This window comes from Prosthecobacter sp., from assembly GCF_014879935.1.
GTDB lineage: Bacteria > Verrucomicrobiota > Verrucomicrobiia > Verrucomicrobiales > Verrucomicrobiaceae > Prosthecobacter.
In genome coordinates this window covers 56,180-82,977 of record NZ_JACSRD010000138.1, presented here as the reverse complement: position 1 = coordinate 82,977, position 26,798 = coordinate 56,180, and the positions used below count along the sequence as shown (strand labels likewise).

At 61.5% G+C, this 26,798-nt stretch carries 28 protein-coding genes; 16 read left to right on the top strand and 12 right to left on the bottom strand.

Annotated elements, in window-relative coordinates:
* The first annotated feature begins 70 nt into the window (after window positions 1–70).
* Window positions 71–1,723, top strand: a complete 1,653-nt coding sequence (locus IAE77_RS12170; RefSeq protein ID WP_294226761.1) for a PTPDL family protein — start codon at window positions 71–73, stop codon at window positions 1,721–1,723.
* A gap of 88 nt (window positions 1,724–1,811) precedes the next feature.
* Here IAE77_RS12170 and rplS read toward each other — a convergent pair whose 3' ends face one another.
* Window positions 1,812–2,183: a 50S ribosomal protein L19 gene (rplS, locus tag IAE77_RS12165; protein ID WP_294226758.1), complete on the bottom strand. Its 372-nt coding sequence runs from the start codon at window positions 2,181–2,183 to the stop codon at window positions 1,812–1,814.
* A 152-nt stretch (window positions 2,184–2,335) separates the two neighbouring features.
* Between rplS and nadC the strand changes: the two genes are divergently transcribed.
* Window positions 2,336–3,172, top strand: a complete 837-nt coding sequence (gene nadC / locus IAE77_RS12160) for a carboxylating nicotinate-nucleotide diphosphorylase (protein ID WP_294226755.1) — start codon at window positions 2,336–2,338, stop codon at window positions 3,170–3,172.
* Here the strand turns inward: nadC and IAE77_RS12155 are convergent, their stop codons facing one another.
* From IAE77_RS12155 to IAE77_RS12145, 3 genes are read right to left on the bottom strand one after another with little or no spacing between them, the layout of a single operon-like run.
* Entirely contained in the window at window positions 3,173–4,705 is a 1,533-nt protein-coding gene (locus IAE77_RS12155; protein ID WP_294226753.1) for a hypothetical protein, read from the bottom strand.
* A 26-nt stretch (window positions 4,706–4,731) separates the two neighbouring features.
* On the bottom strand, window positions 4,732–5,022 hold the full coding sequence (locus tag IAE77_RS12150) for a hypothetical protein (protein WP_294226751.1): 291 nt from the start codon (window positions 5,020–5,022) through the stop codon (window positions 4,732–4,734).
* On the bottom strand, window positions 5,019–5,531 hold the full coding sequence (locus IAE77_RS12145; RefSeq protein WP_294226749.1) for a sigma-70 family RNA polymerase sigma factor: 513 nt from the start codon (window positions 5,529–5,531) through the stop codon (window positions 5,019–5,021). Before IAE77_RS12145 ends, IAE77_RS12150 begins: the two co-directional genes overlap by 4 nt.
* Window positions 5,532–5,895: 364 nt before the next feature.
* On the opposite strand from IAE77_RS12145, the gene infA reads away from it, so the two are divergent.
* From infA to IAE77_RS12085, 12 genes are all read left to right on the top strand, one after another.
* Window positions 5,896–6,096 (top strand): translation initiation factor IF-1, encoded by a 201-nt coding sequence (gene infA, locus IAE77_RS12140; RefSeq protein ID WP_294226979.1) that lies wholly within the window; start codon window positions 5,896–5,898, stop codon window positions 6,094–6,096.
* A gap of 21 nt (window positions 6,097–6,117) precedes the next feature.
* A complete protein-coding gene (locus IAE77_RS12135) occupies window positions 6,118–6,663 on the top strand; it encodes a ribonuclease H-like domain-containing protein (protein WP_294226747.1) in 546 nt (181 codons plus the stop codon).
* Complete coding sequence (locus IAE77_RS12130; RefSeq protein WP_294226745.1) at window positions 6,663–7,073, top strand: hypothetical protein; 411 nt, start codon at window positions 6,663–6,665, stop codon at window positions 7,071–7,073. Before IAE77_RS12135 ends, IAE77_RS12130 begins: the two co-directional genes overlap by 1 nt.
* Before the next feature lie 42 nt (window positions 7,074–7,115).
* On the top strand, window positions 7,116–8,528 hold the full coding sequence (locus tag IAE77_RS12125) for a DUF1501 domain-containing protein (protein ID WP_294226742.1): 1,413 nt from the start codon (window positions 7,116–7,118) through the stop codon (window positions 8,526–8,528).
* A gap of 127 nt (window positions 8,529–8,655) precedes the next feature.
* Window positions 8,656–10,509, top strand: a complete 1,854-nt coding sequence (gene glmS / locus IAE77_RS12120) for a glutamine--fructose-6-phosphate transaminase (isomerizing) (protein WP_294226739.1) — start codon at window positions 8,656–8,658, stop codon at window positions 10,507–10,509.
* A 27-nt stretch (window positions 10,510–10,536) separates the two neighbouring features.
* On the top strand, window positions 10,537–11,346 hold the full coding sequence (locus IAE77_RS12115; protein ID WP_294226736.1) for a hypothetical protein: 810 nt from the start codon (window positions 10,537–10,539) through the stop codon (window positions 11,344–11,346).
* 18 nt (window positions 11,347–11,364) lie between these two features.
* Window positions 11,365–12,414, top strand: a complete 1,050-nt coding sequence (locus tag IAE77_RS12110; protein ID WP_294226733.1) for an FAD-dependent oxidoreductase — start codon at window positions 11,365–11,367, stop codon at window positions 12,412–12,414.
* 59 nt (window positions 12,415–12,473) lie between these two features.
* Entirely contained in the window at window positions 12,474–12,689 is a 216-nt protein-coding gene (locus IAE77_RS12105) for a hypothetical protein (protein ID WP_294226730.1), read from the top strand.
* Window positions 12,673–13,074 (top strand): PIN domain-containing protein, encoded by a 402-nt coding sequence (locus tag IAE77_RS12100; RefSeq protein WP_294226729.1) that lies wholly within the window; start codon window positions 12,673–12,675, stop codon window positions 13,072–13,074. Before IAE77_RS12105 ends, IAE77_RS12100 begins: the two co-directional genes overlap by 17 nt.
* 5 nt (window positions 13,075–13,079) lie before the next feature.
* Window positions 13,080–13,685 (top strand): class I SAM-dependent methyltransferase, encoded by a 606-nt coding sequence (locus tag IAE77_RS12095; protein WP_294226726.1) that lies wholly within the window; start codon window positions 13,080–13,082, stop codon window positions 13,683–13,685.
* A 66-nt stretch (window positions 13,686–13,751) separates the two neighbouring features.
* The gene (locus IAE77_RS12090; protein WP_294226724.1) at window positions 13,752–14,699 is read left to right on the top strand and encodes an AEC family transporter; all 948 of its coding nucleotides are present in this window, start codon (window positions 13,752–13,754) and stop codon (window positions 14,697–14,699) included.
* A 271-nt stretch (window positions 14,700–14,970) separates the two neighbouring features.
* A complete protein-coding gene (locus IAE77_RS12085; RefSeq protein ID WP_294226721.1) occupies window positions 14,971–15,981 on the top strand; it encodes an NlpC/P60 family protein in 1,011 nt (336 codons plus the stop codon).
* On the opposite strand, the gene IAE77_RS12080 is transcribed toward IAE77_RS12085, so the two are convergent.
* Together IAE77_RS12080 and IAE77_RS12075 are read right to left on the bottom strand one after the other, a co-directional pair.
* Window positions 15,982–16,701: a GNAT family N-acetyltransferase gene (locus IAE77_RS12080; protein ID WP_294226718.1), complete on the bottom strand. Its 720-nt coding sequence runs from the start codon at window positions 16,699–16,701 to the stop codon at window positions 15,982–15,984.
* A 17-nt stretch (window positions 16,702–16,718) separates the two neighbouring features.
* A complete protein-coding gene (locus tag IAE77_RS12075) occupies window positions 16,719–17,729 on the bottom strand; it encodes a dihydrodipicolinate synthase family protein (RefSeq protein ID WP_294226716.1) in 1,011 nt (336 codons plus the stop codon).
* A gap of 155 nt (window positions 17,730–17,884) precedes the next feature.
* On the opposite strand from IAE77_RS12075, the gene IAE77_RS12070 reads away from it, so the two are divergent.
* Complete coding sequence (locus IAE77_RS12070; protein ID WP_294226713.1) at window positions 17,885–19,168, top strand: GDSL-type esterase/lipase family protein; 1,284 nt, start codon at window positions 17,885–17,887, stop codon at window positions 19,166–19,168.
* Window positions 19,169–19,260: 92 nt separating this feature from the next.
* On the top strand, window positions 19,261–22,503 hold the full coding sequence (locus tag IAE77_RS12065; RefSeq protein ID WP_294226712.1) for a tetratricopeptide repeat protein: 3,243 nt from the start codon (window positions 19,261–19,263) through the stop codon (window positions 22,501–22,503).
* Here IAE77_RS12065 and IAE77_RS12060 read toward each other — a convergent pair whose 3' ends face one another.
* From IAE77_RS12060 to IAE77_RS12035, 6 genes are all read right to left on the bottom strand, one after another.
* Window positions 22,504–23,586, bottom strand: coding sequence for a COX15/CtaA family protein (locus IAE77_RS12060; protein ID WP_294226709.1), 1,083 nt, complete (start codon window positions 23,584–23,586; stop codon window positions 22,504–22,506).
* Window positions 23,587–23,723: 137 nt separating this feature from the next.
* Window positions 23,724–24,578 (bottom strand): cytochrome c oxidase subunit II, encoded by an 855-nt coding sequence (locus tag IAE77_RS12055; protein ID WP_294226704.1) that lies wholly within the window; start codon window positions 24,576–24,578, stop codon window positions 23,724–23,726.
* Window positions 24,579–24,627: 49 nt separating this feature from the next.
* Window positions 24,628–24,828 (bottom strand): hypothetical protein, encoded by a 201-nt coding sequence (locus tag IAE77_RS12050; protein ID WP_294226701.1) that lies wholly within the window; start codon window positions 24,826–24,828, stop codon window positions 24,628–24,630.
* Between the two features lies 1 nt (window position 24,829).
* Window positions 24,830–25,036 carry a hypothetical protein gene (locus tag IAE77_RS12045; protein WP_294226698.1) on the bottom strand — a complete coding sequence of 69 codons (207 nt, stop codon included), beginning with the start codon at window positions 25,034–25,036 and terminating at the stop codon, window positions 24,830–24,832.
* Window positions 25,037–25,056: 20 nt separating this feature from the next.
* Window positions 25,057–25,383 (bottom strand): cytochrome C oxidase subunit IV family protein, encoded by a 327-nt coding sequence (locus IAE77_RS12040; protein ID WP_294226695.1) that lies wholly within the window; start codon window positions 25,381–25,383, stop codon window positions 25,057–25,059.
* Between the two features lie 21 nt (window positions 25,384–25,404).
* Entirely contained in the window at window positions 25,405–26,769 is a 1,365-nt protein-coding gene (locus IAE77_RS12035; RefSeq protein WP_294226692.1) for a cytochrome c oxidase subunit 3, read from the bottom strand.
* Window positions 26,770–26,798: the final 29 nt, after the last annotated feature.

Below are 26,798 nucleotides of genomic sequence, written 5' to 3'. Positions count from 1 at the left end.
TTTTTTAAAACCCGCGCAGAATCAACGCGCACAGCAACCAAGCCCCCCCTTCACCCTCACACCGCATCTCATGAAATTAAGCCGTTTTCGACCTGTCTTGATCGCGCTGGCCTGCAGCGCCGGATTTCTGCACGCCGACATCGTGGTTTTGAAGGACGGCAAGCGCCTGGAAGGCAGCATCACTGCGGAGAATCCGCAGTCGATCCACATGCGCTACAAGCTGACGCCGAAAATCTGGGACGACAAGGACATCCCCCGCACCGAGATCGCGGAGATCATCAAACAGAAGCCTGAGGAGGTGGAGCTGATCGAGCTGAAGAAGCTTTTTCCCACGGTCGATCTGATGACGGCGGTGAAGTATGAGCAGTTGATCCAGGATCGCCTGCGGCCCTTCGTGAACCGCTATCCCGGCACCAAGGAGGCCGCCGAGGTCGAAAAGCTCATCGCCCAGGTGCAGGAGGAGAAGGAGAAAGTCGTTGCCGGCGGCATCAAGATGGAAGGCAAGTGGCTCACGCCCGACGAAGCGAAAGCAGAGAGCTACAACATCAAGGCCTACGCCGCACGCGCTGCGATGCTGGAGAAGGCCGAGGCCAAGGACTACAGCGGCGCTTTGAAGGAGTTCGACAAGCTGGCCAATCCCCAGACCGGCTACGTCGCCTCGATTCATTATCCGAAAGCCGTCGAGGAGATCCTCGCTGTTCTGACCAAATACGAGGCGCAGATCGAGCAGATGATCAAAGATCAGCCGACCCTGCAAAAGCTGCGCGACGAGAACACCAAAAAGCTGATCGAGCCAGATCTCACCCGGGTGAAGGACGCCATCACCCGTGAAAAGGAACAGTGGAAGACCACCTACGACCTCGAGCGCAAATCCGGGAAGTGGTTCACTCCGTACAAATACGATCTGCCCAGCCTCAAGGCCCTCTCCACCGCCATTGTGACCGAGAAGAACCGCCTCCAGGGGCTCGACCTCGCCAGCATCACCAAGGCCAATGACGCCATCGCACGCATCATGCGCGCCGATGCCAAGGCTGGAAAGGATGCCGCCGAACTGAAGACCATGGGTGAGGCCATTCTCGAAGGGGAAACCGCCGCCGGAGCCATCACGGAGCCCAACGCGCGGCAGTTCTACTCGACCGTCTTCGGCGGTTACCGCCAGCGCTATGCCTACGCCCAGCAGCAGCTCGCCATGCAGTCCGCGCAAGGTCAGGCCCCCGCAGCCCCGGCCGCAGGCGGCTCCAGCGCCATCGGCGGCACCGGAGGCACGCCGGGTATGGATGACAAAGTGGCTGCGGCCCTCGCCGCCGCCGCAGGTGGCACCCCGCCGCCAGCCACTGGAGCGCCTGCCGCAGGCGCCGCCGCCGCAGGTGCCATGCCTGGCACGGTGGCACCAGGTGCCGCACAGGCCGTGCAGCCAGGCGTTCAGGCAGGTTATCCGGCCCAGGCACAACCTGGTTATCCGACCCAGGCGCAGCCCGGCTATCCGGCCCAGGCACAGCCCGGTTATCCAGCGCAGGCACAACCGGGTTATCCGGCTCAGGCGCAGCCCGGTTATCCAGCGGGTGCGCCGATGGCCCCCGCACCTGTCGCCCCGGCTCCGGCCGTTGATGAAAGCGAAGGAACTCTTGGCCTCAGCACCAACACGCTCCTTCTGATCGGAGCTGGCGTCGTCGTCATCGTCCTCATCGCCGCCCTGTCAGGTGGCAAGAAGAAGAAAGGCTGAGCCACCTTCCAGTTTCACTCCAAAAAAGGGAGGGCCGCAAGGCCCTCCCTTCTTCTTTGATTAACACACACGGTCTGAAAAAAACCGGTCAAGCCGCCTCGGCGGTCTGCTGCTGCGTTTGATCCTTCACAGACATCGCCTCCTTGCCCTGGCGCTTGCGAAGGTAGTGCAGGCGGGCACGGCGGACGCGGCCTGACTTCGTGACTTCGATCTTCGCCACCTTCGGGCTGTGCAGCGGGAAAACGCGCTCCACGCCTTCACCATAGGAAATCTTGCGGACGGTGAAGGCCTCATTGATGCCGTGGCCTTTACGGGCGATCACGATGCCGGCGAAGATCTGGATACGCTCCTTGTCGCCTTCGACAACTCGCGTATGGACCTTCACAGTGTCGCCCACATTGAAGGCGGCGACTTCTTTCTTCACTTGTTCCTGGTTGATCTTTTCGATGATTTTGCTCATGACACGCTCTCCTGAGCCTCGCATTGAGGGCCGTGAATCAGTCAGGCCGGGGGCGAGGGGGCGGTGAAGGTGGACAGTTTCGCCGATTTGGCAACCGGTTTTTCCCTGTGCTGGAAACCGGCCCGTTTAGGGCCTAGAACTGGGCCTCACCCATGGAACCCTCGACTTTTGCCCTGATTCGCGCCGCCATCACCGAAGATGTGGGCACCGGCGACGTCACTTCGCTCTACTTCATCCCCGAAAACTCACGTTCCAGGGCCGAAATCGTGGCCCGGGAGCCCGGAATCGTGTCCGGAGCCGAAATCGCCGCCACGGTCTTCCACGAGATCGACCCGACCCTGGAAGTCGAGACCTGCATCCCGGACGGCAGCCCGTTCGAGCGCGGCAGCATCCTCATGAAAGCAGCCGGCAGCACACGATCCCTTCTCACCGCCGAAAGGACGGCCCTGAACTTCCTCCAGCGCCTCAGCGGAGTGGCCACGCAGACCCGAACATACGTGGATGCCGTCAAACCACACCCCGTCCAGGTCTGGGACACGCGGAAAACCACCCCGGGGTGGCGTTTGATCGAAAAAGCCGCCGTCAAACACGGTGGCGGCACGAACCACCGCATGGGCCTCTACGATCACGCGATGGTCAAAGACAACCACCTGGCCGCCAACAGCGACCTCCCGGCGCTCCAGGCTGCCATCCGCAAGCTGCGCTCGGAGCGCCCCGGCGTCCGCGTCCAGCTTGAGGCCGCCACCTTGAAGCAAGTGGCCGATTTTCTCACGCTCGAAGGCGTGGACATGCTCCTGCTCGACAACATGACGCCCGACCAGCAACGCGAGGCCGTGAAACTCGTGAACGGCAGGCTGTGGCTCGAAGCCAGTGGCGGCATCACGCTCGAAACGATCAGAGACGTGGCCGCCACCGGCGTGAACGCGATTTCTGTCGGTGCGCTCACGCATTCCGCTCGTGCGCTGGATCTGGCGCTGGATTTGTTCTGATCACTTCACCGGTTCATACTGCCAGGTCCAGTCGCCCAGGTAGTCCGGCTTGTTGAGCTTGGCCGAGCTCTTCTCATCCACGGTCACCTTGCCAGCGTCGTCTTTGCCATCCAATCCCACGGACCAGAGGACAAAACGACCGCCCGGAGTCGTGCGATAGCGCATCGGCTGGCCATCACACGGATCGGCAGGTACCGCAGGAAGGAATTCAGGCACCAGTTCGGTCAGAGTGGCCGGATAACGGCCCTTGCTGGCAAAAAACCGCTCCAACGCGATCGCCGTCAGTGCCTGGTGATTCCGAGCCGCCGTCTGCCAGGCGTTCAGGCTGACCTTTCTCATCGCAGGCACCATCAGACGCACCATCACCCAGTCAGGATGCCGCAGCAAGTTGTGGTGGTTCATCATCTCCTGCTCCAGCGCCGTGGCGGCACGAACGGCGGCAGGAATGCCCTGTTTCAACGGCAGGATGAGGTGTTTGACTTCGATCTCACCGACAACGCTTTTCCAGTGATCAAACAAGCCGCTCGGCAGCAAGCCGTATGCAGCCGAGTTCAGATCCGTTCCATCAGCGCCAAGCGGCTTCTCAATTCGCTTCCGGCCGGCCGCCACATCTTGCATGTATTCGAGCGTGTCCATGCCAGCGGCCAGTTCGCCTCGCATCGCGTGGTGCAGTGCTTTCGCAGCATCGGCTCCAGTGTAAAGCTCCTGCAACGCCCGCAGTTCTGCCTCGGTGAACACACGATCCCGCAATCCGAGCCAGAGCACCTCCGAGGCCTGCGCTTCGATGGCGATGCCGATCAGCAGACCAATCAGCAGCGGCTCCTGTTCGCAGGCTTGAGCAATCCGGTGTGCCGCGATGATGCTGTTGACCGACTCAGCGCCATTTTTGGCATCCACGGCCGCTCTCCCACGCAGATTCAGCAGCCGGGCCAGGTTTTGCGCCCCGGTGTAGTGCGCCATGCTCAGGCTGAAGAGCATGTCCGGCAGCTCGCGCTCACTCAGGGCCGGAGTGAACATCGCTTTCGGCCGACGGGGGGCTTCATCGGCGAGCTGTTTCAGCACTGGAAACTTGGCGTCGAGCGCAGCCAGCACGTCGCGGCCGGGAGTTGGCGAACTGGCGGGCAGTTCGAGGAACTTCGACTCGCTCAGAAACTTCTGCCATGCCTGGATCTCCGAGGCCTTGCCAACGGTGACACCGCTGCCCGAAGGGGCGACACCCTCCCACTTCATTGCGGCCAAGGCGGCACGCTTGGCCCCGGGCTCGCCTTTTGAAGCATCGCCATCGACAACGTGGGCCAGACCCTGTAGCGGCTTGATCGCCAGCAAGTTCTGCGATTCAGGGGGTGCTGGTGGCAGCAGCGACCGGAAATCCAGCGTTTCGCCCTCTTTCTCAATCATCGCCTTCGTCGCCGCCCAGCGACGTTTGCCGCTCCAGTTCGTCCACACGAACAAAAGCACGACGAGAGTGACCAAGGTGACGAGAATCCAGCACAAAACACGTGCGGCACGACGAGAGAAGAGTTTGCGGATCATGAGAAGCGAGAATGAAGGGATGGAGATCAGTTGGAAGCCAGCAGCGCATCGATCAGCGCAGCACGTTGATCCAGTGGCATGACCGGTGCGCGATGCGCGGATGGCGATGACGTTTCCGAATCAACCGGCATGGTGAAGTACATCAGCACGATCGCCGCCCAGGCCGTGCTCCAGCCTGCGACAAGCCAGCGTGGCGTGCGTGGGGCCGGCCGGATCGTTTTGACCGCACCCAGGATCTCCGCACGCCAGGCAGCGGGCAGTTCGCGACGGCACAGGGCGTGCAGATCGTTTTCAAAGGCATCGTGATTCATGTTCATGACGGTTTCAGTTCGTCGTAGAGCGGCCGCAGCTCGCTGCGCAGCTTTTCCAGGGCGTAGCGATAACGGCTCGCAGCCGTGTTCAGCGGAATGCCCTGCACTTCCGCGATCTCCTCAAAGGTCAGTCCATCCCAGAGCTTCAATTGCGCCACGCTGCGCTGCTCCAGCGGCAGAATGGCCAGCGCCTGCGTCAAGCGTCGTGCCAGCGCCTCCTGATCCGGATCATTCTGCGGAGCAAACATTTCCACCAAGGCCTGCGACTGGTCCTCCGCCCGACGCCGCACACGATGCCGACGCAGCCAGTCGATGGCGTGATGATGCGCCAGCCGCAGCAGCCAGGCACGCAGGTTGGAAATGCCCGGTGGAATCGTCTGCCGGGCCAGTTTGATGAAGAAGTCATGCAGCAGGTCCTTTGCATCGGCCTCTTCACGCGTGAAGCTCCTGAAGTAGTGAAACAGCCCGGCCGCATGAGCGTCGTAGAGTTCAGGCAAGGTGGGCGCGGCAGGCATCGGAGGACAGTTTCACGGACAGGACGCATGAGGGCGAGGTTTTTGTCTGCCTGAGCTGCCCACCAGTGCAACTCCGCCCGGCCCCCGGCAATTTTACCCTTGTATTCCCCGTCTGTGGCAGCATTCTCACGGCCTACTTTTTCCCAGCATGCCTCCTCCTCCAAATCGCGGCCCGTCACGCAGTGGCCCACCCAACCGTAGTGGTCCCCCAAATCGGAGCGGCCCGCCCAACCGTGGTGGTCCTCCCGGCCGGGGCGGTCCGCCAAATCGCGGCGGCCCCTCCCAGCGTCCCCAGCAGCGTTACACTCCGCCACCGCCGCGTGAGCCGGAACCCGAACAAGGTGGCAAGGCCAAGGAAGAAGCCATCGAGCTCGACGGCGTCATCACCGCCGTGCTCGCCGGCACCATGTTCCGCGTGAAGCTGCGCAACGGACACGAAGTGCTCGCCCACATCTCGGGCAAGATGCGCAAGAAGTTCATCCGTCTCGTGATCGGCGACGCTGTGAAGATCGAGATGTCGCCCTACGACATGGACAAGGCACGCATCGTTTACCGCATCGGCTGATCTTCGCCCTGCATCGCGATCATGGCCGGAGACATCGTTTATTTCGACCTCGAAACACGCCGCACCGCGAATGACGTGGGCGGCTGGGGTAACAAACACATGATGGGCATCTCCGTGGCCGTCACCTTCAGCACAAAGCTGAACGAGTACACCATCTACACGGAGGATGAATCCTCCGCCCTCATCGAGCAGCTCCGTCGGGCCGATCTCGTCGTCGGCTTCAACCATGTGGGCTTCGACTACGAGGTGCTCATGGGCCACAGCATCTTCGACTTCCGCGATCAACTGCGCAGCCTCGACATGCTCATCGACCTGGAAAAAGCGCTCGGCCATCGCATCAAGCTCGATGCCGTCGCCGCCGCCACGCTGGGCATGGGCAAGACCGCTGACGGCCTGGATGCGCTGAAGTGGTGGCAGCAGGGCGAGGTGGCAAAGATCGCCGAATACTGCTGCTACGACGTCAAAGTGACCAAGTGCGTGCACGAATACGGCGCGCAGAACGGCCACGTGAAGTATCACGACCGCAACGGCCGCGAACAAAGCGTGAAGGTCAACTGGGCCGCCTGATGACGCCGCTGATCCGGCTCATGCTACGTGCCGGCTGGGCTCCAGTCGCCGTCTTGATCTTCCACCGGGTCATCTTCAACACACCTTGGCGTCAGCCGCTCGACTTTGTCATGCATTACAGCGGCGGAGTCGCGATCTCCTACTTCCTCTGGCATGCGCTGGACTGTTTTGCGTCGTGGTTTGGCACGCTGACGGCCTTTGCGCGTTATCTCTTCACCTTTGCCCTGGCCTGCACCGTCGGGCTGTTCTGGGAGTTCGCGGAGCTGTTGTCCGATGTCGTCTATCACACGCACATCCAGCACAGCATCCACGAAACCATGCGGGATCTCATCGCGGATGCCACGGGCGCGATGACGACATTGGCGCTCGTGTTTGGGGCACGCTGCTTCGCCAGACGGCCGGAGGCCTGATTCAGGAAACTTGCGGGCCGAAAGCACCGTTTCAGCCACATCATGACTGCCACGCCTGATTTCCTGCGCGTCTCACGCCGCCATTTTCTCCACCGGTCCGGGCTTGGGCTCGGTTCGGCGGCCCTGGGTTCACTGCTGGCGCGGGATCTGCCCGCGGCTCCGGCTCCACGGCCGCATTTTGCGCCAAAGGCGAAGCATGTGATCTACCTGCACATGATCGGCGCACCCTCGCAGCTCGATCTGTATGATTACAAGCCGCTGCTGCAGAAGATGGACGGCCAGAAGTGCCCGGAGGAGCTGACAAAGGGCAAACGTTTCGCCTTCATCGGTGGCGAAATGACCCTCGCAGGCACCGAGTTCAAATTCCAGCGTCATGGCCAAAGCGGACTCGAATTGAGCGAGCTGCTGCCAAATCTCGGCACCGTGGCCGATGACATCTGCGTGGTGAAATCCCTCCACACCAACGAGATCAATCACGCGCCAGCGCAGATGTTTCTGCACACCGGTTTCGGCCAGGGCGGCCGGCCCAGCATGGGAGCGTGGGTCACCTACGGTCTCGGCGCGGAAAACCGCGATCTGCCCGCCTACGTCGTGCTTTTGTCCGGTCCGCCCGGCGGCGCTGGCACCTCGCTGTGGAGCACCGGCTTCCTGCCCAGCGTGTATCAGGGCATTCAATTCCGCGGCAGCGGCGAGCCGGTGCTGTTTCTGGGCAATCCCGCCGGCCACAGCAGCAAAGACCGCCGCAAGGTGCTCGATGCCGTCAAAGCGCTCAACGAGCAGCAGCTCGGCGTCGTGGGTGATCCTGAGATCGCCACCCGCATCAGCCAGTATGAAATGGCCTACCGCATGCAGGCCAGTGTGCCGGAGCTGATGGACATCACGAAGGAAAACAAGGCCACGCTCGACATGTATGGTGCCGAACCGGGAAAAGCCTCCTTCGCCAACAACTGCGTCCTCGCCCGCCGGCTGATCGAACGCGGCGTGCGCATGGTGCAGCTCTTTGACTCCGACTGGGACCACCACGGCGGCCTCAAGCAACGCATCACCGCCAAAGCGAAGGACGTGGACCGTCCCATGGCCGCCCTCGTGCGTGATTTGAAGCAACGCGGCCTGCTGGACGAGACGCTGGTGATTTGGGGCGGCGAATTCGGCCGCACGCCATTGCGTCAGGGCATCAATGGCGACGGCACCAAGACCGCCCCCGGCCGCGACCACCACAAAGACGCCTACACCATGTGGATGGCCGGCGGCGGCATCAAACCGGGCACGGTTTACGGCAAGACCGACGACTTCGGCTTCAACATCGCCGAAAATCCCGTCCACACGCACGATCTGAATGCCACCGTGCTGAACCTGCTCGGCCTCGACCACGAACGTCTCACCTTCCGCTACCAAGGCCGCGACTACCGCCTCACCGACATCCACGGCGAGCTGGTGCCGGGGATCATGGGGTGAGCCGTGAAGACTTCGTTCCAATAAAGAAAAAGGGTCGTGCCATGAACTGCTGGCGTGGAATTTGCAGGGCGGTATCGTACGGACCTGTCACACGGCAGGCTCCCTCAAACTCCCCCTTATTTCTCCCATGTGCGGCATCGTTGGATACATCGGCAATCGTCAGGCCAGCCCCATTCTTCTCGACGGACTTCGGCGTCTCGAATATCGCGGCTATGACTCCGCTGGCGTGGCGCTTTGCGGCGGCCCGGCCGGGCTGAGGATCGTGAAAAAGGCCGGTCGCATCGACAATCTGCGCCAGGCCGTCGATGAAGCGAAACCGGAAGGCACGATGGGCATCTCCCACACCCGCTGGGCCACGCACGGCCCTGCCACCGATGAAAACGCCCATCCGCATCCCGACCAGGGCGGCAACCTGGTGCTGGTGCACAACGGCGTGATCGAGAATTACCAGTCGATCCGCGATCAATTGGCCGCCAAAGGCCATGTTTTCCACTCGCAGACGGACACGGAAGTCCTTTCCCATCTCGTCGGCACCTTCTTTGACGAATCCAAGGAGAAAGACGGCACGCAACGTCTCGTCGGTGCCGTCAAAGCAGCGCTCAGCCGCGTCAAAGGCACCTACGGCATCGCCGTGATGCACGCGGACCTGCCCGGCGTGATCGTCGGCGCACGTCTTGGCAGCCCGTTGATCGTCGGTCTCGGCAAAAACGAGCATTTCCTGGCCAGCGACGTGGCGGCGGTGGTGAATCACACGCGCGATGTCGTCTATCTGAACGACTACGACATCGTCACGATCACCAAGGACAGCTACGACGTGCAATCGCATCAAGGCACGCCCACGGAGGTGAAAGTCAGCCGTGTGGAATTTAGCGCCGACGATGCGGAGAAGGGCGACTTCCCGCACTACATGCTCAAGGAAATCTACGAGCAGCCGCAAAGCCTCCGCAACGCGATGCGCGGCCGTCTTTCCCGCGATGAATGCACCGCCGTGCTCGGCGGATTGAACATGACCCCGCGTGAGCTGGCTCAAATTGATCGCATCATCCTCGCTGGCTGCGGTACAGCGTATCATGCGGCGATGGTGGGTGAGTACTTGATCGAAACGCTCGCCCGCGTGCCCACCGAGGTCGAGATCGCCAGCGAGTTCCGCTATCGCAACGTTCCGGCGAACAAGAACACGCTGCAGTTCGTGATGAGCCAGAGCGGCGAGACGATCGACACGCTCGCCGCCATGCGTGAGGGCCAGCGCAAAGGCATCCGCTGCCTCGGTATCGTGAACACCGTCGGCAGCACGATTGCCCGCGAGAGCGATGGCGGTGTTTACATTCACGCTGGGCCGGAAATCGGCGTGGCGGCGACGAAGACCTTCACATCGCAAGTGACGATTCTCACGCTGCTCAGCCTGCTTCTCGGCCGCATCCACCACCTTTCGAGCGTGGATGGCCTCGAAATGATCGATCAGCTCGAAGCGCTGCCGGACAAGATCGTCACCATCCTCAAACAGGCCGACAAGATCAAAGCCATCGCGGAGAAGCACTGCCACGCCGAGGGCATGCTGTTCATGGGGCGCCAGGCGAACTATCCCGTGGCTCTCGAAGGAGCGCTGAAGATGAAGGAGATCAGCTATATCTACGCCAGCGGCCATCCGAGTGCCGAGCTGAAGCATGGCGTGATCGCGTTGGTGAAGCCGGACATGCCTTCCATCTTCATCGCGCCCGACGACGCCGTCTTCGACAAGAACGTGAGCAACATCGAGGAGGTCCTCGCCCGCAAAGGCCCCGTCATCGCCGTCACGACTGAGGGCCGCACGGAGCTGGAGCGCCTCACTCAGGACGTCATCTACGTCCCTGACTGCCCCAGCTACCTCACGCCGATCCTGAATGTCATTCCGCTCCAGCTCCTCAGCTACTACACCGCCGTCGCCCGCGGTTGCGATGTTGATAAGCCGAGAAATCTGGCAAAAAGCGTGACCGTTGAGTAATAATGAGGTTTATCCTCCTGCTCACACATGCCTGCCGACCTCGCCCGCTTCCTTCGCGTGACCCTTTTTGTCGTGCTGGGTGGCGTTGTGAGCCCCTCGCAGGCTGTTGAGAACAAACCCGCCGAGGAAAAGCCTGCGGCTGCACCTGCCGTTCCGGCCACGCCGAGTCCGGCCGATTTTCTCGACACCGTGGGGATGCACACGAAGGCGCGCTGGCGTCTTCTGTTTCGCCCGCCACCGCCGACGCCTTCCGCTGAGCGCCATCGCTCCGCCTTGGTGCTGGGGACCTTGCTGGGGGACAGTTTCCTCGTCTTGCAGGCCACCGACGCGCAGCAGTTCCGCAACAACAACCAGGAAGTGCTCGCCTACTGCCGCACGCTTGGCCTGGGAGAAAAGCTTTTGCCGCGATTGATGACGCAGGGAAACCTGGCTGAGCAGAACGCGTGGAAGGAGCTGCGGCAGGAGCTGGTCGAGGGTCATCAGGAGGCGCTGCGTCTGTTGCGCGAGCAGATGGATGAGGATCTGGCCCTGCTGATCGACATCGGAGTCGGTCTGCGCCTCATGGAAATCGTCTCCGCCATCATCGTCGCCGCCCCGGAAAGCGATGTGCGCGGCCTGTGCAGCGGCACGCCGGACCTGCTTCAAGATTTGCGCGAGAACTGCGGCCGCATCAGTGCGGAAAGGCGTGAACTGCCGTTGCTCACGCGGATTCGCTCCACGGTCGATCAGACCAGCCAGGCCTGGAAAAATGTGGAAGCGACCCCGCTTACCCAAGAACAGGCGGCGGAGACCAGCGAGAAGCTCAAGGCGCTGATGCAGGAGATGGTGACGAAGTAATCCCGACTCGGCAGGAGAATGGCATCCCGCATCCTCATCATCGGCCAGGGACTCGCCGGCACGGCGCTGGCGTGGCGGTTGTGGGAGCGCGGCGTGCCGTTTCTGATCGTGGATCGCGACGAACCGGTCACCTGCTCCAAAGTCGCCGCCGGCTTGATCACGCCGATCACCGGCATGCGCCTCACTGTGAGCTGGCGCTACGCGATGTTTTATCGAGAAGCACTGCGATTCTATCGCCAGCGTGGGAAGCAACTGCGGCAGCGCTTCTTCTTCCCCCGCGGCTACGTCCGTCTGCTGAAGAGCGAGCAGGAGGTGACGAAGTGGCAAAAGCGCCGTCACGATGCCGACATGCAGGGCTTCCTCCACCCGCGAGAGCCGAAACTGAGCGCAGACGTGTTTCGTGACCCGCAAAACGGCTTTCAGCAACGGCACGCCGCCTGGCTGGACACCACCGCCTTCCTGGAGGCCAGCCGCCGCTTCTTTGACTCGCTGGATTCATGGCGGCAGGCCGATGCAAGTCCCTCTGAGGTGCTGGACGATGCCAATGGCATCGATTGGAGGGGCGAACGCTTTTCGCACGTGATCTGGGCGAACGGCTGGAACGCAGCGCAGCATCCGCTGCTCAGCTGGGTGCCGTTTCAATCCGCCCTCGGCACGATTTTGACCGTCAAAGCCGATCTGCACGGCGACAAGCGCATCGTGAACCGAGGTTGCTGGCTGCTGCCACGCAACGACGGCACCTGCCGTGCCGGCTCCACCTACGAATGGACTTTCACCGATCCGAACACGCCATCGCCGGAGCAAGTCGCACAGCTCGAAGCCACCCTCGGCACGCTGCTGCACACGCCTGCTGACATCATCACCGCCCAAAGCGCCGTGCGCCCCATCATCAAAGGCCGTCAGGCCCTGATGGGCACACATCCCACCCATCCACGCGTCGCTTTCCTCAACGGCCTCGGTTCCAAAGGCTCTCTCCGCGCCCCCTGGCTGGCCCGTCATCTCATCGAGCATCTCCTCGATGGGGCGATGCTTGATGAGGCCTTCGATTTGCAGGAGAACGACATTTGAGCGGCTGGTCGGGCAAAAGGCCATCGACATGAGGCTGCCTCGGACGTATTCTCGCCACCATGACATCCGTGCTGCCATTTCTCGATGATTTGCGCCGCCTCCCAGCCGACCAGTTGGAGGAGACAGCCGATTTCATTCACACCTTGCTCAAGGATCGCCGTCGCAGCCGTGAAGCCATGATCGACGCCACCGCCGGGAGTCTGGTCGGAGAAGACGGCGAGGCACTCGAAACGGCCCTCGCTGAATGCAGCACCGTCGATGAAAGCGCCTGGTAGCCTTGCCCTGGACAGCAGCGTGATCGTCCGTCACATGCGGACCGGGGATGTTGCGATTGCCTCCCGGCTGAAGGCGGCCACAGAGCTTTATCTGCCGCTCACTGCACTGGGAGAAATGCGCTTTGGCATCCAACGTGTGGGCAACAGCCGGCGGGCTGTCGAACAGTGGGAACGTTTTTCACGCGAGGTCGTGGTGCTGCAGCCAGATGACGCCACCGCCACCGCGTATGCCGAGCTGAAACAAGCGCTCGCCGCCAAAGGCCGCCCCATCCCGGAAAACGATTTGTGGATTGCTGCGACTGCCAAGAGTCATGGCCTGCCGCTTTACTGCATGGACGCCCATTTCGATGAACTTGCGGAGTGGATGACGATCATCCAGGCCTGACGCCCATGAACAGCCAGACAGAACTTCCCCACCTCGCCAGTCCCAATGGCGGCCTGCCGTCATCGGTGCTGTGGGCGCAGTTGATTCTGCGCGATCGTCTGCGGCCGGGCGACGTGGTGGTCGATGCCACGATGGGCAATGGACATGACACGCTGTTTCTGACGCAGTGCGTGGCTCCGGGCGGGCATGTGTATGCCTTTGATGTGCAGGAGAAGGCGCTGGAGGAGACGCGGAAGCGTGTTCCGGCGGAGGTGACCACCTTGATCCACGCCGGGCATGAAACGATGAAGGAGCATGTGCCTGCGGAGCTTCATGGCAGCATCAGCGCGGTGATGTTCAACCTCGGTTATCTGCCGGGGACGGACAAAACGCTCATCACGCACACGGACACGACGATGCTGGCTGTCTGGCAGGCACTGGAGCTGCTGAAGCCGGGCGGCATCCTCACCATCGTCGTGTATCCCGGCCATGACGGCGGTGCCGATGAGGGCCGGTGTGTCGCCGACTGGGCGGCAGCACTGAACTCGCGGCACTACGAGGCCCAGCACCTGCGCCCGATCAATCGCTCGGCCACGCCACCAGAGCTTTGGGTCGTGTGGAGGCGCGGCTGAATGCCGCAAACATGAATCCCCTCAAGCTTGCACGAGCCCCCTTCGCGGCCTAGCTAAGGGACGCGCATGTCGAATCTCGACTACCTCAGCATTCTCTCGGTGGCCGTGCCGGTGTATCTCACCATGGCCGCGGGAGCGATGGCACGGCGCACAGGACTGTTGAAGCCGGAGGCGGACACCAGCCTGATGAAGCTGTCCGTCATGCTGCTGACACCGGCGCTGATCATCGAGCGCGTCGTTGGCAATCCTTCCGTGATGGAGCCCATGCCCGTCGTGATCGCGGCGGGCCTTGGATTCACGCTGGTCGTGCTGGGGATCGCGTTCACCTATTTCGTGGCCCCGCTCATCGGATTGAAGCGCGGCGAGGGCCGCCGCACGTTCAGCGTGGCCTGCGGGCTGCAAAACTACGGTTTCGTGGCCATTCCCATCGTCACGGCTTTGTTTCCGGACAAAGGCACGCTCGGGGTGCTGTTCACCTTCACCCTCGGCGTGGAAATCGCCTGTTGGACGGCCGGAGTCGGCATGCTGACGGGATTTGACAAGGCCCCATGGCGCCTGGCGCTGAATGTGCCGGTCATCACGATCCTCACATCGCTGATGCTGAACTTCACCGGGCTGCACGCGCATGTGCCGCAGCTTGCGCACAACACCTTCACCATGCTGGGAGCCTGCGCGGTGCCGCTGGCGGTGCTGCTCATCGGAGCGTCGATCGCGGATCTCTGGGGACAGGAGGCCATGCGGTGGAATGTGGCGTTGCTCAGCCCTGTTCTGCGCCTCGGCATCATTCCGCTCGCGTTTCTCGCCGCAGCTTGCTGGCTGCCGGTCTCGACGGAACTGAAGCGCGTGATCATCGTGCAGGGGGCCATGCCTTCCGCCGTGTTCAACATCATGATCGCCAAGCTCTACGGCGGACACGCGCCCACGGCGGTACAGGTGGTGATCGCCACGACGGTGGTGAGTTGCTTTACCACACCACTGGTCATCGCCTGGGGCCTGAAACTGGCCGGGGCGTGAAACGAGGCCACCGCAGGCCCCATCATTGATCAAATCCACCGTCAGCGCGTCAAACCAGGATCGCACTCAACTTCCTGAGCCCATGAAAACATCCCAGCGACTTTTGTTGTTCATCCTTTTCGCAGCATGGACGGTGGAATCTCAAGGCGAGACACATTCGCAGGCAGCGAAAGACAAAACGCCTTCGAAGGCTTCTGAAAAAGACAAGGCCACCGCCAAGTCCGCAAACGATCCCATCCGGTCACCTGCAGGCTCGCCTACAGACCCAGTCTTGCCCCGTCCAGCCGCGGTCTCCACGATGAGCATCGAGGACATCAGCGGATTCGAGGATTATCCGAGGCAGGTGCAAAGCCTCGTGCAAAGCGCACTCGCCCTGACGCATCTTGAGCTGGGCTATCTGTATGGCTCCCACGAACCAGCCAAAGGCGGCATGGACTGTTCCGGCACCGTTTACCACGTGCTCAAGTTCCAGGGCCTGAAGGACGTGCCGCGACAGTCAGACGAAATGTGCCAGTGGGTGGAAAAGAAGACGCAGCTCCACCTCACACCCACCGCCACCAGCTTCGACAGCGCCGAATTTGCCGCCTTGAAGCCCGGTGATCTGCTATTCTGGACCAACACGACTGAGACCAAACGCAAACTGCCGGTGACACACGTCATGATTTACCTCGGCAAGCAGAAGAAGACCGGCAAGCGCATCGTCTTCGGCGCCAGCGACGGCCGCAGCTTTGAGGGACAACGTCGTAGTGGTGTCAGTGTGTTTGACTTTCATCTGCCAAAGCCGGAAGGCACCACACATTTTCACGGCTACGGTGCCGCGCCCGGTCTGCTGCCCGCACAACCAGAACCGGTCATCATCGCCGCCAGCTCCAAGCCGGTCGAAAAACCGGTGACCATCGAAAAAACTGCACCTCAAACAGTGGCGAAACCGGAGGCCAAAGAAGAAGTGCGGAAGGCCGTGGCCATCGCCAATGAGCCCGCAGCCGCTTCAGAAAGGATGCCTGATCCCAAGAAAGTGATTGTCGTCGTCCCGGCATCCAAATCCGAGGCAGCCACAAAGACCGAAGACAGCTTGAAAAGCTCAAAGACGGAAACCAAGCCGGAGCTGAAGAAGACCGTGGCCGCAAGCACGACAGCGAAACCCAAATCCACGAGCACGAGCAAAAGCAGCAGTGCCTCGTCGGCGACTCGTCGCAAAACGCCTCCCGCACCGCCGAAAAGCCAGCTTGAGAGGTCCGTCGATAACGCCGTGAACTCCGTGCGACGCTTCTTCCGCCAGTGATCACTGCTCGTAAGGCAGGCTGTTGCCGGAAGAGACTGCACTGTGGCCGTCCGCGGCATTCGCTTCCCGGACAAGCTGCGGATTCATCGGCGGCTCATCTCTCAAGTCGGGGAAGGGAACGCCCAATGTCTCGAGGTAGCGTCGTGCCATGGAGATGATGTAGGCATTCAGGCCAAGCGTGGCGTGGGGATGTTCGACGCCCTTCGAATCTTTCCAGGTGAGGCCTGACGACTGGAAGGCAAACTGTGCGTAGTATGACATGGCACGTTTTACCGTGGCAATCTGCACACAGGTCTCCGTCTTGATCAGCGGCAACTGGGCCACACGTGCAAAGACGAGCAGACGACCGATGCCCGCCCCCTGGCACCGGGGATGCACGAGGCCATACACAAAGGTGGCGAAGTCTGGATGATGCAGTTGGTAGCCGCCGCAGCCGATCACCTCGCCATTCACCTCCGCAACCAGGTTCGTCCGGGGCGATGAACGCAGGTAACGGATCTGATCAAAGGCGCTGTCCTGCGGAAAGCGGTCCGTTGCATTGAGGTCATGCAAGGCCCGGCAGGCTTCAAAATCTTTGTCTTCGTAGCGACGCAGCACGACCCCCTGAATTCGCGGGGGCAGCATCTGATGCTCGACCAGATAACGTGGATGCGGCAGCCGGAAACCGAATCGGAAACGACGCCACAGGTGCTGGAGCCACGTGTCGCGGGAAAAAGTCATGAGGTGGGGAAACGAACCTACCGCAGCCATTCATCGCGATGCCCAGCGACGAAATCGTCGTCGTTGAGCTGCGGATAGGCAGCATAAACGCGGTCGATTTCTTCAAGCTGGCCAGGGCTGAGGGATTCGTGCTCGTCGAGGCACCAGAGGCCTTCCAGCAGGCCTTGACGGCGCAGAACTTCGTGCAAACCGGCAATGCAGCCGCGGAATCGATTCGCTGCGTCGAAGAAGGCCGCGTTGCTGTCCGTGACCTCGACGCCGAGGCGAAGCAACTCGGGCGTGGCATCGGCGTTGCGACAGCGTTCGAGCAGTTCGACCGCACGGTGCGTCCACACCGACCAATGACCGAGCAGACCGCCGACGATGCGGCGCTCCTTGCCATCGAAGCGGAACGGCGTGAGAAAATCAGCCACGATGCTGTCGTCGTTGCCGGTGTAGAGCGCGATGTCATCGCGTCCGGCCTCGATCACGGCACGCACGACGTCGAGTGTCTGGTAGCGGTTGAACGGCGCGATCTTGATGGCGACGATATTGTCGATTTCGGCGAAGCGACGCCAGAATGAATGGCGCAGCACACGCCCGCCGACGCTTGGCTGAAGATAAAAGCCCACGACCGGCAGCACGTCAGCCACCGCACGGCAATGCGCGATCATTTCGTCCTCGGAGGCCTCACGCATCGCGCCGAGGCTCAGCAAACCGGCATGATAGCCGAGCACGCGCAGCAGCTCGGCCTCGCTTGCGGCCTGTTTCGTCGTTCCGCAGATGCCGCCGATACGCACCAGCGGTTTTGCAGCGCGATCCATCTCCTCTTTCGCCAGTTCGAGCACGGGACGAAACAAACCGACCTTCGGATCGCGGATCGCAAACTGTGTCGTATGCACACCGACAGCGAGTCCGCCAACACCAGCAGCGATGTAGTAACGAGAGAGCGCCCGCTGGCGACGTTCGTCGAGTTTGCGCTGCGCATTCAGCGCAAGCGGATGCGCGGGAATGGCGACGCCGTGTTGAAGCTGCTGGCGGAAACTCATGGCTGACCACGGCATACACGAAACACACGAAAGAGGAAAGGAGCGGTTCGTCCGTTAAGCGTCCCTCTACCACGAGAACAGGACGACGTTTCGTCACGCAGGAACAACGAATTCTTTGCGCCGCTGCAGTCATGGCCCACTATGAATGTCCCGCCATGAAATCGTTCCTTCCTGCCCTGCTTTGCTTCGTTTCATTCACGACCACGTCCTTCGCTGCGGATGAATTTCCGCTCGTCGAGGCCAAGGAATGCCGTCCGCGGAACGGGCTGCCGAATTTCCTCGCGAAGGCGAACACGCCGGGTGCGGAGGTAAAGATTGGTTATCTCGGTGGTTCGATCACGGCGCAGAGCGGCTGGAGGCCGAAGACGTTGGCGTATCTTCAGAAGACGTTTCCGCAGGCGAAGTTCAACGAGATCAACGCGGCGATCGGGGGCACGGGCTCGGACCTGGGCGTGTTCCGGCTGAAGCAGGACGTGCTGGATCACAAACCGGATCTCATGTTTGTCGAATTCGCCGTGAACGATGGTGGAGCGCAGCCTGAACAGATCTTCCGCTGCATGGAAGGCATCGTGCGCCAGACCTGGAAAGCGCTGCCGGAGTGCGACATCTGTTTTGTCTATACGCTGACCGAGGCGCTCGCGCCTGCGATGCTCGACGGCAAGTTCCAGCGTTCGGCGAGTGCGATGGAGAAGATCGCCGATCACTACGGCATCCCGACGATCCACATGGGGATGGAAGTGGCGAAACTGGCGAAGGAAGGCAAGCTCGTATGGAGGGCGAAACTGCCGAAAACAGACGAGGAGAAGAAGGCGCTCGAGGGCAAGTTCGTGTTCGCGCCCGACAGCGTGCATCCCCATCCGGAAACGGGTCATGAGTTGTATCTCGAAGCCATCGTGCGCTCAATGGAGCCGATCAAGGCAGCCTCGAAAGCACCCACAGCTCACCCGTTGGGCGCTCCGTTCATTGCCACAAACTACGAGCAGGCCAAGCTGGTGCCCATCACCGATGCCACGCTCTCCAGCGGGTTTCAGCCGGCGCCAGCCGAGTTCGCGAAGCGCTGGAGCAATCGGATGAGCGCCCTGCACAGAGCCGGGAGCGCCGGGGATTCAATCACCTTCAAGTTCAAAGGCACCCGTGCGTCGATCTACGACATCATCGGGCCTGATTGCGGCCAGGTGAGCGTCACCGTCGATGACCAGCCCGCGAAGCTTGTGCCGCGCATCGACGCTTACTGCACCTATCATCGTCTGGCCACACTATCGCTCGGCAGCGAACTGCCGGATGCGATTCACACCGTGAAGATCGAGATCAGCCCTGAGGTTCCCGACAAGGCGAAGATCCTCGCGAAGAACGGCAACAAGATCGACAAGCCCGAGCGCTTTGATGGAACAGCGTTTTATCCGGGCGCGATTCTTCTGGTGGGCGAGATTATCAAGTGAGCGCGGGGGATTAGGCGTGGTTTAAGGCCACATTCAATACCGGGCACGGTGAAGGATCTTATGATGGCGGCGGAGCCACCGCTCCCCGCCCCATGAACGACTCCGCCCGCGTCGAGCAACTCTTCAACGAAGCACTGGAACGTGCCAATCACATCGAACGGCATGTGTTTCTGACGGCGGCGTGCGGGAATGACACCGCCCTGTGGAACGAGGTGTGGGACCGCCTGCGGAACCGGCCGGTGACGGAGGCCACCGGAGGCCGGCAGCGACGCACACGCGGGATCAAGGTGGCCAAGACGCCGCCCAATGGCATGGCGCTGGAGAAGCCGGGCGACATGGTCGGCCCCTACCGGCTGCTGCAGGTCATCGACGAAAGCGTGTGCAGCGTGATGTGGATGGCGGAGCGAAACCAGCGTGTGGCGGATTTTGTCGCGATCAAGGTGGTGCATGCAGGCGCGAACGATTTTCTGATGCGATACGAAGCGCAGAAGCATTCGCTGGCGCTGCTGGATCATCCAGGCATCGCCCGGCCGCACAGCGGCGGCATGACGGCGGGCGGAAAACCTTATCTGGTGATGGAGCTGGTGCATGGGACGCCGGTCACACAGTTCTGTGATGAGCAGAAGCTCTCGATGCTGCAACGCGTGCGCCTGTTCGCGCAGGCCTGTGATGCCGTGCAGCACGCGCATCAGCACGGCGTGGTGCATGGCGGCCTGAAACCTTCGAACTTCCTGGCACGGTGGGATGAAAACGGCAAGCCAGTGGTGAAGGTGACGGATTTCGGAGTCTCGAAGGCGATGAATCATGCGCTGCTCACGCCCGAAGGCGTGTTCCGCACGCCAGCGGCTTATCTTTCTCCGGAACACGTGCGCGGAGCGGGGATCGACGCGCGAAGTGATGTGTATGCGCTCGGGGTGCTGCTGTATGAGCTGATCACGGGCCGGCCGCCCTTCCAGATGCCCAAGGAAGATGAGGAGCATGTGGAGGAGATCCGGCAGCGGGTGTGTGATCTGCCTCCTCCGAAGCCTTCCACCTGTCTTTCGGCCATGCCGAAGGCCCAGTTGACGGGTGTCTCGCTGGCCCGCCAGGTGGCGCCTGCCGGCATCATCGGGCTGATGGAGGAGCACTTTGACTGGATCGTCATGCGAGCGCTCGACAAGCGGCCGCAGGAACGCTACGGCACGGTGAACGCGCTGGTGAACGATTTTCAGCGTTACGTGACGGAGGCGGCGGCGGTGGAGGAGAAGCCGCAGGATCAGAAGCCAGTCACGAACAGCTTCTTCCGCGATCATCCGGGTCTGTGCACGCTGGCAGCCTGCCTGGTGCTGGTGGCGACGACGGTGATGGTGCTCATCGGCTGGTTGATCGTGAAGGATCGCAAGGAAACGGCCGAAGCGGCCCGAAAGCGCAACGAGGAGTCGGGTGCGATGACCGCACGGTTCTTCCACGACATGTTCGCGACACTGACGGCGGAAAAGGCGGAGGGGCATGACACGACGCTGCTGAAGAACATGCTGGATGAAGCCGCCGGGAACCTCGACACGCTGGCGTCGAACCCTGAGGCGGGTGCGCGGACGCAGGAGACGATCGGATTGACCTATCTGGCGATCTCGCAGCCTGACGACGCGCACCGGCAACTGCAAGGCGCGTTGGAAAAGCGCAAGCTGGCGCTCGGCGGCACACATCGTGACACGTTGCGGGCGATGAAGGACCTGGCGGTGGCTTTGAAGGAGCAGGGACGGCATGCGGACTCGGAACTGATGCTGCGCCGCGCTCTCTCGGGCCAGCAGCGTGCGCTGGGCCCGGATCATCCGGACACGTTTGTCACCATCACGGTGCTGGCGGCCGTTTGTGACGCGCAGGAGAAGCATGCGGAGGCGGAGACTCTTTTTCTCCAGCTCTGGCAGGTGCAGAAACGCGTGCTGGGCCCGGACCACCTCGACACGCTGGCGACCATCGGCAATCTGGCGTCGTGCTGCACGGCGCAGGGGAAGGCAGCGGAGGCGATGAGGCTGCGGAACGAACAACTGGCCGGCACGCGCAAGGTGGTGAAGGCGCGTGATCCGCGAACGATCGTGACGATGAATCTCACGGCGGAGGCTTGCGAGGCAGGCGGCATGCCATCGGAGGCGGAGAAGCTGTATTTCGGGGCGCTTGAGATCATGAAGCAGGCATTGGGGGTCGAACACCCGGACACTCTGGAGCAATTGGACAAGGCAGCGCTGATGGTGGGAAGACGCGGCAGGCACAACGAGGGCATTCAACTGCACCGGCAGAGTCTGGAGGCGAAGAGGCGTGTTTTGGGACCGGAACATCCGCAGACATTGCTGTCGATGAGGCATCTGGCGGATGAGTATGAGGCGCAGGGGAAACTGGTGGAGGCGGAGAGCCACCAGCTCGATGTGCTGGAGAGCCTGAAGGCCGTCTTCCCGCCGGAGCATGCGGAGATCCTGGAGCAGATGGACACGGTGGCAGCAACGTATGAACGGCACGAGAAGCCAGCGGAGGCGGGCACTTTACGCCGGCAGACTTTGGCCGCGCGGCAGCGCAGGCTGGGCAGCTCGCATCCGCAGACCTTGCGCTCCATGCAGGAGCTGGCGATGGCCTATGATGCCGCCGGTCGTGCGGAGGAGGCCCGGACACTGCACCTCCAGACTTTGGAAAGCATGAGAACGGCCTACGGACCGGGCGATCCTGATGTGCTGGGACAGATGCATGTGATCGCGTTGATGCATGACCGTCATGGGCGTTTGGCGGAAGCGGAGACGATGTTTCAGGACCTGCTTCAGATTCAAATGCGCACACTCGGTCCGGCGAATGCGGAAACGCTGCGGACTTTGACCGCGCTGGCATCCACCTACCAGCACCAAGGGCGGCTGGACGAGGCGGAGAGGCTGCATCAGCAGGTGCTGACGACACTGCGGGCGCAACCGGGGGGCGATGCCGGCGCAATGGCAGAAGCGACCGCGAGCCTGGGCCGTTTCTGGCTGGAAAACGGCCGGTTTGGGGAGGCGGAGACCATACTGCGGGAGTGCCTTGACCTGCGTCGCAAACACAATCCCGGCCACTGGCTGCGTTTCAGCACTGAAAGCCTGCTGGGAGGCAGTTTGCTGGCGCAGAAAAGATTTGCGGAGGCCGGGACGTTGCTGCGCTCAGGCTACGAGGGCTTGAATGCGTTCGGCACCGAACTGCCAAGGGAGGCGATGCCGCATTTGCGTGAAGCGCTCGCACGCATGACGCAATTCACGGAAGCGACCGGAGGTTTGAGCGAGACGGTCCTCTTGAAACAACGCATGGCGCAACTCGAGGGCGGTCAGCAAGTGGCGGGGCAGTGATCAGGCGGCAACTGCATCCTCGTCATCGATCTGGTCACGACTGAGCGTGTCACCCCAAAAGGTGGCGACGAGCAGGCTGCTGAGCGCGAGGAGGGCGAGTCCATTGAGGACGTGGAAATTGGTGACCCAGAAGCTTTTGCCGGTGAGAATGACGAAGATGCCAAGAGCCACCTGGATGGTGGGCATGATCATGAGCAGACTGGCGACCACACGCACCTTGGGCAGTGTGACGAGCCAGGAACGTGCCCGGACAGCGACGAAGAGAATGAGGATGGCGACGAAGAAGCCCCAGTACTTGTGTGCAAAGAGCAAAAACACATCCGGCGGCGAGACTGGTGGCACCCAGTGGCCTTTCGTGGTGAGGATGTCACCTGCGGCGAGATGGGTGCGCTGCGTGTGACGTAGCGTGGCACCCAGGACGAGCTGGCCGAAGACACAAAGGAACAAGGCGAGCGTCCAGAATCGTGCTTTGGCCGCCTGTTTTGCCGGCAGGATCAATCTTCCTTCCGTCCATGTGCGGGAAGAGGCGAAAGCGATGAAGACCAGCAGGCAATAGAAAACCTGGCCGAGGGTGCCGTGGGTCACGCCGAGCGGATCGGACATTTTGAGCACACGGAGACCACCCAAGGAGGCCTGCACCACGACAAGCAGCAGGGCCAGGGTGGTCAAGCCGCGCAGCAGCGGCCATCGCTGGCTGTACCACTTCAAAACAAGCCAGGAGAAACCGAGCAGGGCGATGATGGAAGCTGCCAGAATGGCCCCCATGTAGATAAGAATGAGAAAACCGAGGGAGCAGAGGATGATGCCCACGCCTTCCAGCAGCCCGGGTTTGAATTTGGCGAACTGCCAGTAATACATCCCCAGCACCAGCCAGCCGATGGTCATGGCGATCCAGCGATGACCGTGTTCGAGCAGCAAGGCGGGGACTTTATACCAGCCTTCGGGATTGATTTTCCCGTAGCACAAGGGCCAGTCGGGCACGGCGAGACCGACGTCTTCCGTGGTGACTGCCGCACCCCACCAGACAAGCACGACGCCCACGGCGAGGGTCAGCAGCGAGTAGCGGTGGAATGCGCGGGACATGGTGATGGCGGCGAACGGATGGAATGCAGATCGCCACTGTCCCCGGGTCAGAAACAAACGGCGTCGGTTCGGAAGTGAAGACGCCCCAGATTGTCTTTCCCACCACGCATCCCGTCAGCAGCGAAGCACAAATCCGCTCAGCGTGCGGGCGGTGCGGTGCCGGAGGGAGCGCCGGTCGGAGTGGCGGGAGCCGCGCCCACAGGAGCGGCATCGGACGAAGGAGCCGGGGAGTTCTTCAAAGAACCAGCGGACTGCTCCTTGGACCAGTCATCAAACTCCTTGCCATCGATGACTTCGAGGATGGCCTTCATCTGGGCGTGGCCGGGGCCGCAGAGCTGGCCGCAAATGATGTCCCAGGTGCCGGTTTTGGTCGGCTTGAACCACATGTGGGACTTCACGCCGGGGGTGGCGTCTTGTGCGGCACGCATCGGCACGAGGGCGAGGTTGTGAATGACGTCCTTGGAGGCGACATCGACGATCACCGGGCGATTCACCGGCAGCTTCATGGTGCCGGGATTGACGAAGTCATCCTTGCTGTTCGGGTCGTGACGATCAATGCCCGTCGGATTGTCAGCACCGGTCACATTGCGAAGATCCCAGGTGCTGAGCATGCCGTCGCTGCCTGGATACTGGAAATTCCAGAGGAACTTCTCACCCAGCGCACGCATGCGGATGGTGTCCGGCGAAGTCGGATACTCGTCGGCCTGACGGGACCAAAGCGGGAAGGCGAAACCGAGAAGAAGAATGGCTTCGACAATGACAACACCGATTTCGATGTGGGTCGTGGCGTGACCGCGGAAGCCATGATAGTCAGCATTGGCGGTCTTCTTCTGGCGGAAGCGATAGAAGGCGATGCAGAGGTAGATGCTCCAGCCGATGGCGAGAACGACCATGAACCAGTGCACAAACCCAAGCATGTGGTCAACGAGGCCGCCATGTTCGGAGGCAACCTGTGTCTGGCCGAAGAATTCGTTGATTTGAGAGACGCTCATGAGTTGAGATGGGGGAAATTCGGGACTGAGGAAAGAGTGAGGGAGGACTTCAGGCGGCCGCCAGCTCCTGGCGGGCGGCTTTGCGCTGCTGACGAACCATGGCAAAGATGATGCCGCCCGCGCAGGCGAACATGAAGGCGAGCACGCCGAGCATGAACAGAATGGCAAAGCCCTGGGCCTGACCGATGAGACTGCCTTTGTCGGCAAGACAGGTGGCGCAGGCGAGAATGGAGGACGGCGCGGAGATCATGTCAGACGATGATGTTGCGCATTTTTTTGAAGATGTACCAGCCGCCGTAGGCGAGCAGGGCCACACAGATGAGTCCGACGTAGGGCTTCAATGGGAGAGCTCCGGCGCGGGCGGCGTCCTCAGGCACGAGGTGAATCCACAGCCAGATACCCGCATCGCAGAGGACTGCGAAGGCGAGGAAAACGATGTGGAAGTGCTTGAGCGACATGCTACGCGACGAGCTGACGGTTACTCGGGAATGCTGTAGAAGCCTTCAAACACAAGCGGGTCCTGCTTGCTGAAGTAGAAAAGAACGAAAAGCACGATGGCAAACACGGCGGTGAAGGCCAGCACCTTGTAGATGATGGGACGCTCGTGATTGAGATGCATGAAGATGAGCGCGACGAGCCCTGCTTTGAACGTGGCCACAATCATGCCGACCAGGATGTTCAGGCCGTGGGTGGGGAGCTCCACGGTGGAGAGCCACACGGTGATGGCGGTGAAGACCATGAGGATCAAACCGATCCACAGGTACTTCTTGATGGATTTTTGGATTTCTTCGACGTTGTCGGCCATGACGGTGGAGGGAAAACAGTTTTAGAGGAGATACAGAAGCGGGAAGAGGAAGATCCAGACGAGATCGACGAAGTGCCAGAACAAGCCGCCGACTTCGACGCGATTGGCGAGATGCTCAGGATCCTCACGCATCATGCGGCCGTTGAAGACCAGGAAGTAACCCAGCACCAACGCACCGGCGATGACGTGAAGGCCGTGAAGGCCCGTGAGTGTGAAGTAAATCGCGTAGTAGGTGTTCAGCTTCGGCGTGAAATTCGAGAAGAAGGTGACGTCATTCTTCTCCAGGACAACGGTCGGATAATCATGGCCGTGACCATGGCCGCCTTCGGCCGGAGCGTGGGCCTCCGCACCATGCTTGTTGCCATGAGCTTCACCAGCGGCTGGCGGTGTGGAGGAGTGCAGCTTCAGGAAGAGCGACTCCTTCTGGAGCGTGGCAGACTTCGATTTGTCGCGGGTCGGGAAATGCTTCTCGAACTCGGCGATGTGGTGGTCACGGTTGGCCACGAACGTCGGCTGCCAGGCGGCAAGATAGCGCTGGTCGAAGGCCAGGGACTTCTCCGGCTGGGCGACTGCGCGGGTGTCGATGCCGTCCACCAGCAACGTCATCTTGTCGTCGATCAATTTGCCGGTGGCGACGGTGCCATCGCGGAAGGTGATGGTGGTTTCGGTGTAACCGAAGATGTCTGCGGGCTTGGCGGCGGCTTTGAGCGGCGAAACAGCGGTGAGCTGCACGCTGGCGCTGTCCTTTTTGTCAGCGGCAGCCTTGGCGAGGGCCTGGGCGCGCAGTTCCGCGAAGGAAGCGGCGTTGAGGACGATCTCTTTGCCATCCGCAGTCTTGAACTTCGGCTCACCTTCGAGGTGAGGCACGACATAGCTGGCAGGATCGGCGGTGACCGCGCTGTTTTTGACCGGAATGGTCAACGACAGGGCCGTGATGTCGCCAAACTTCACCTGATACGGGATCGTCTTGTGGTGATCGTCCTCCGGCAGGTGACCGGTGAGGATCGTGCCGTCCGTGAGCTTCACGGCGTAGTGTTTGAACTTGGCGCTGTATTCCAGGCTCTTGTTGAACATGAACACACCGGCACAAAGAACCGTGATGGCCATGTAGAGCTTGTATTGGCCGAAACGACGCAGCTTCAGCGATGCCCAGGCCATGACGACCGTGACGGACGAGCCGATGAGCACGGCGGTGTTGATCAAGCCAAGCTTGACATCGAGATCCCAGACCGGCCAGGGATAGTCCGCGCCGACGCGGAGGAAGATGTAAGCGGAGAACAAGCCGCCGAAGAGCATGACTTCCGATGCGAGGAAGAGCCAGATGCCGATCTTGGCGTTGTAGAGGCCGGTGTCAGGCCGGGCGTGGACGGTGTATGGGATTTCCATGGAAAGTTCGCGTTGGTCGGTTCGCTGTT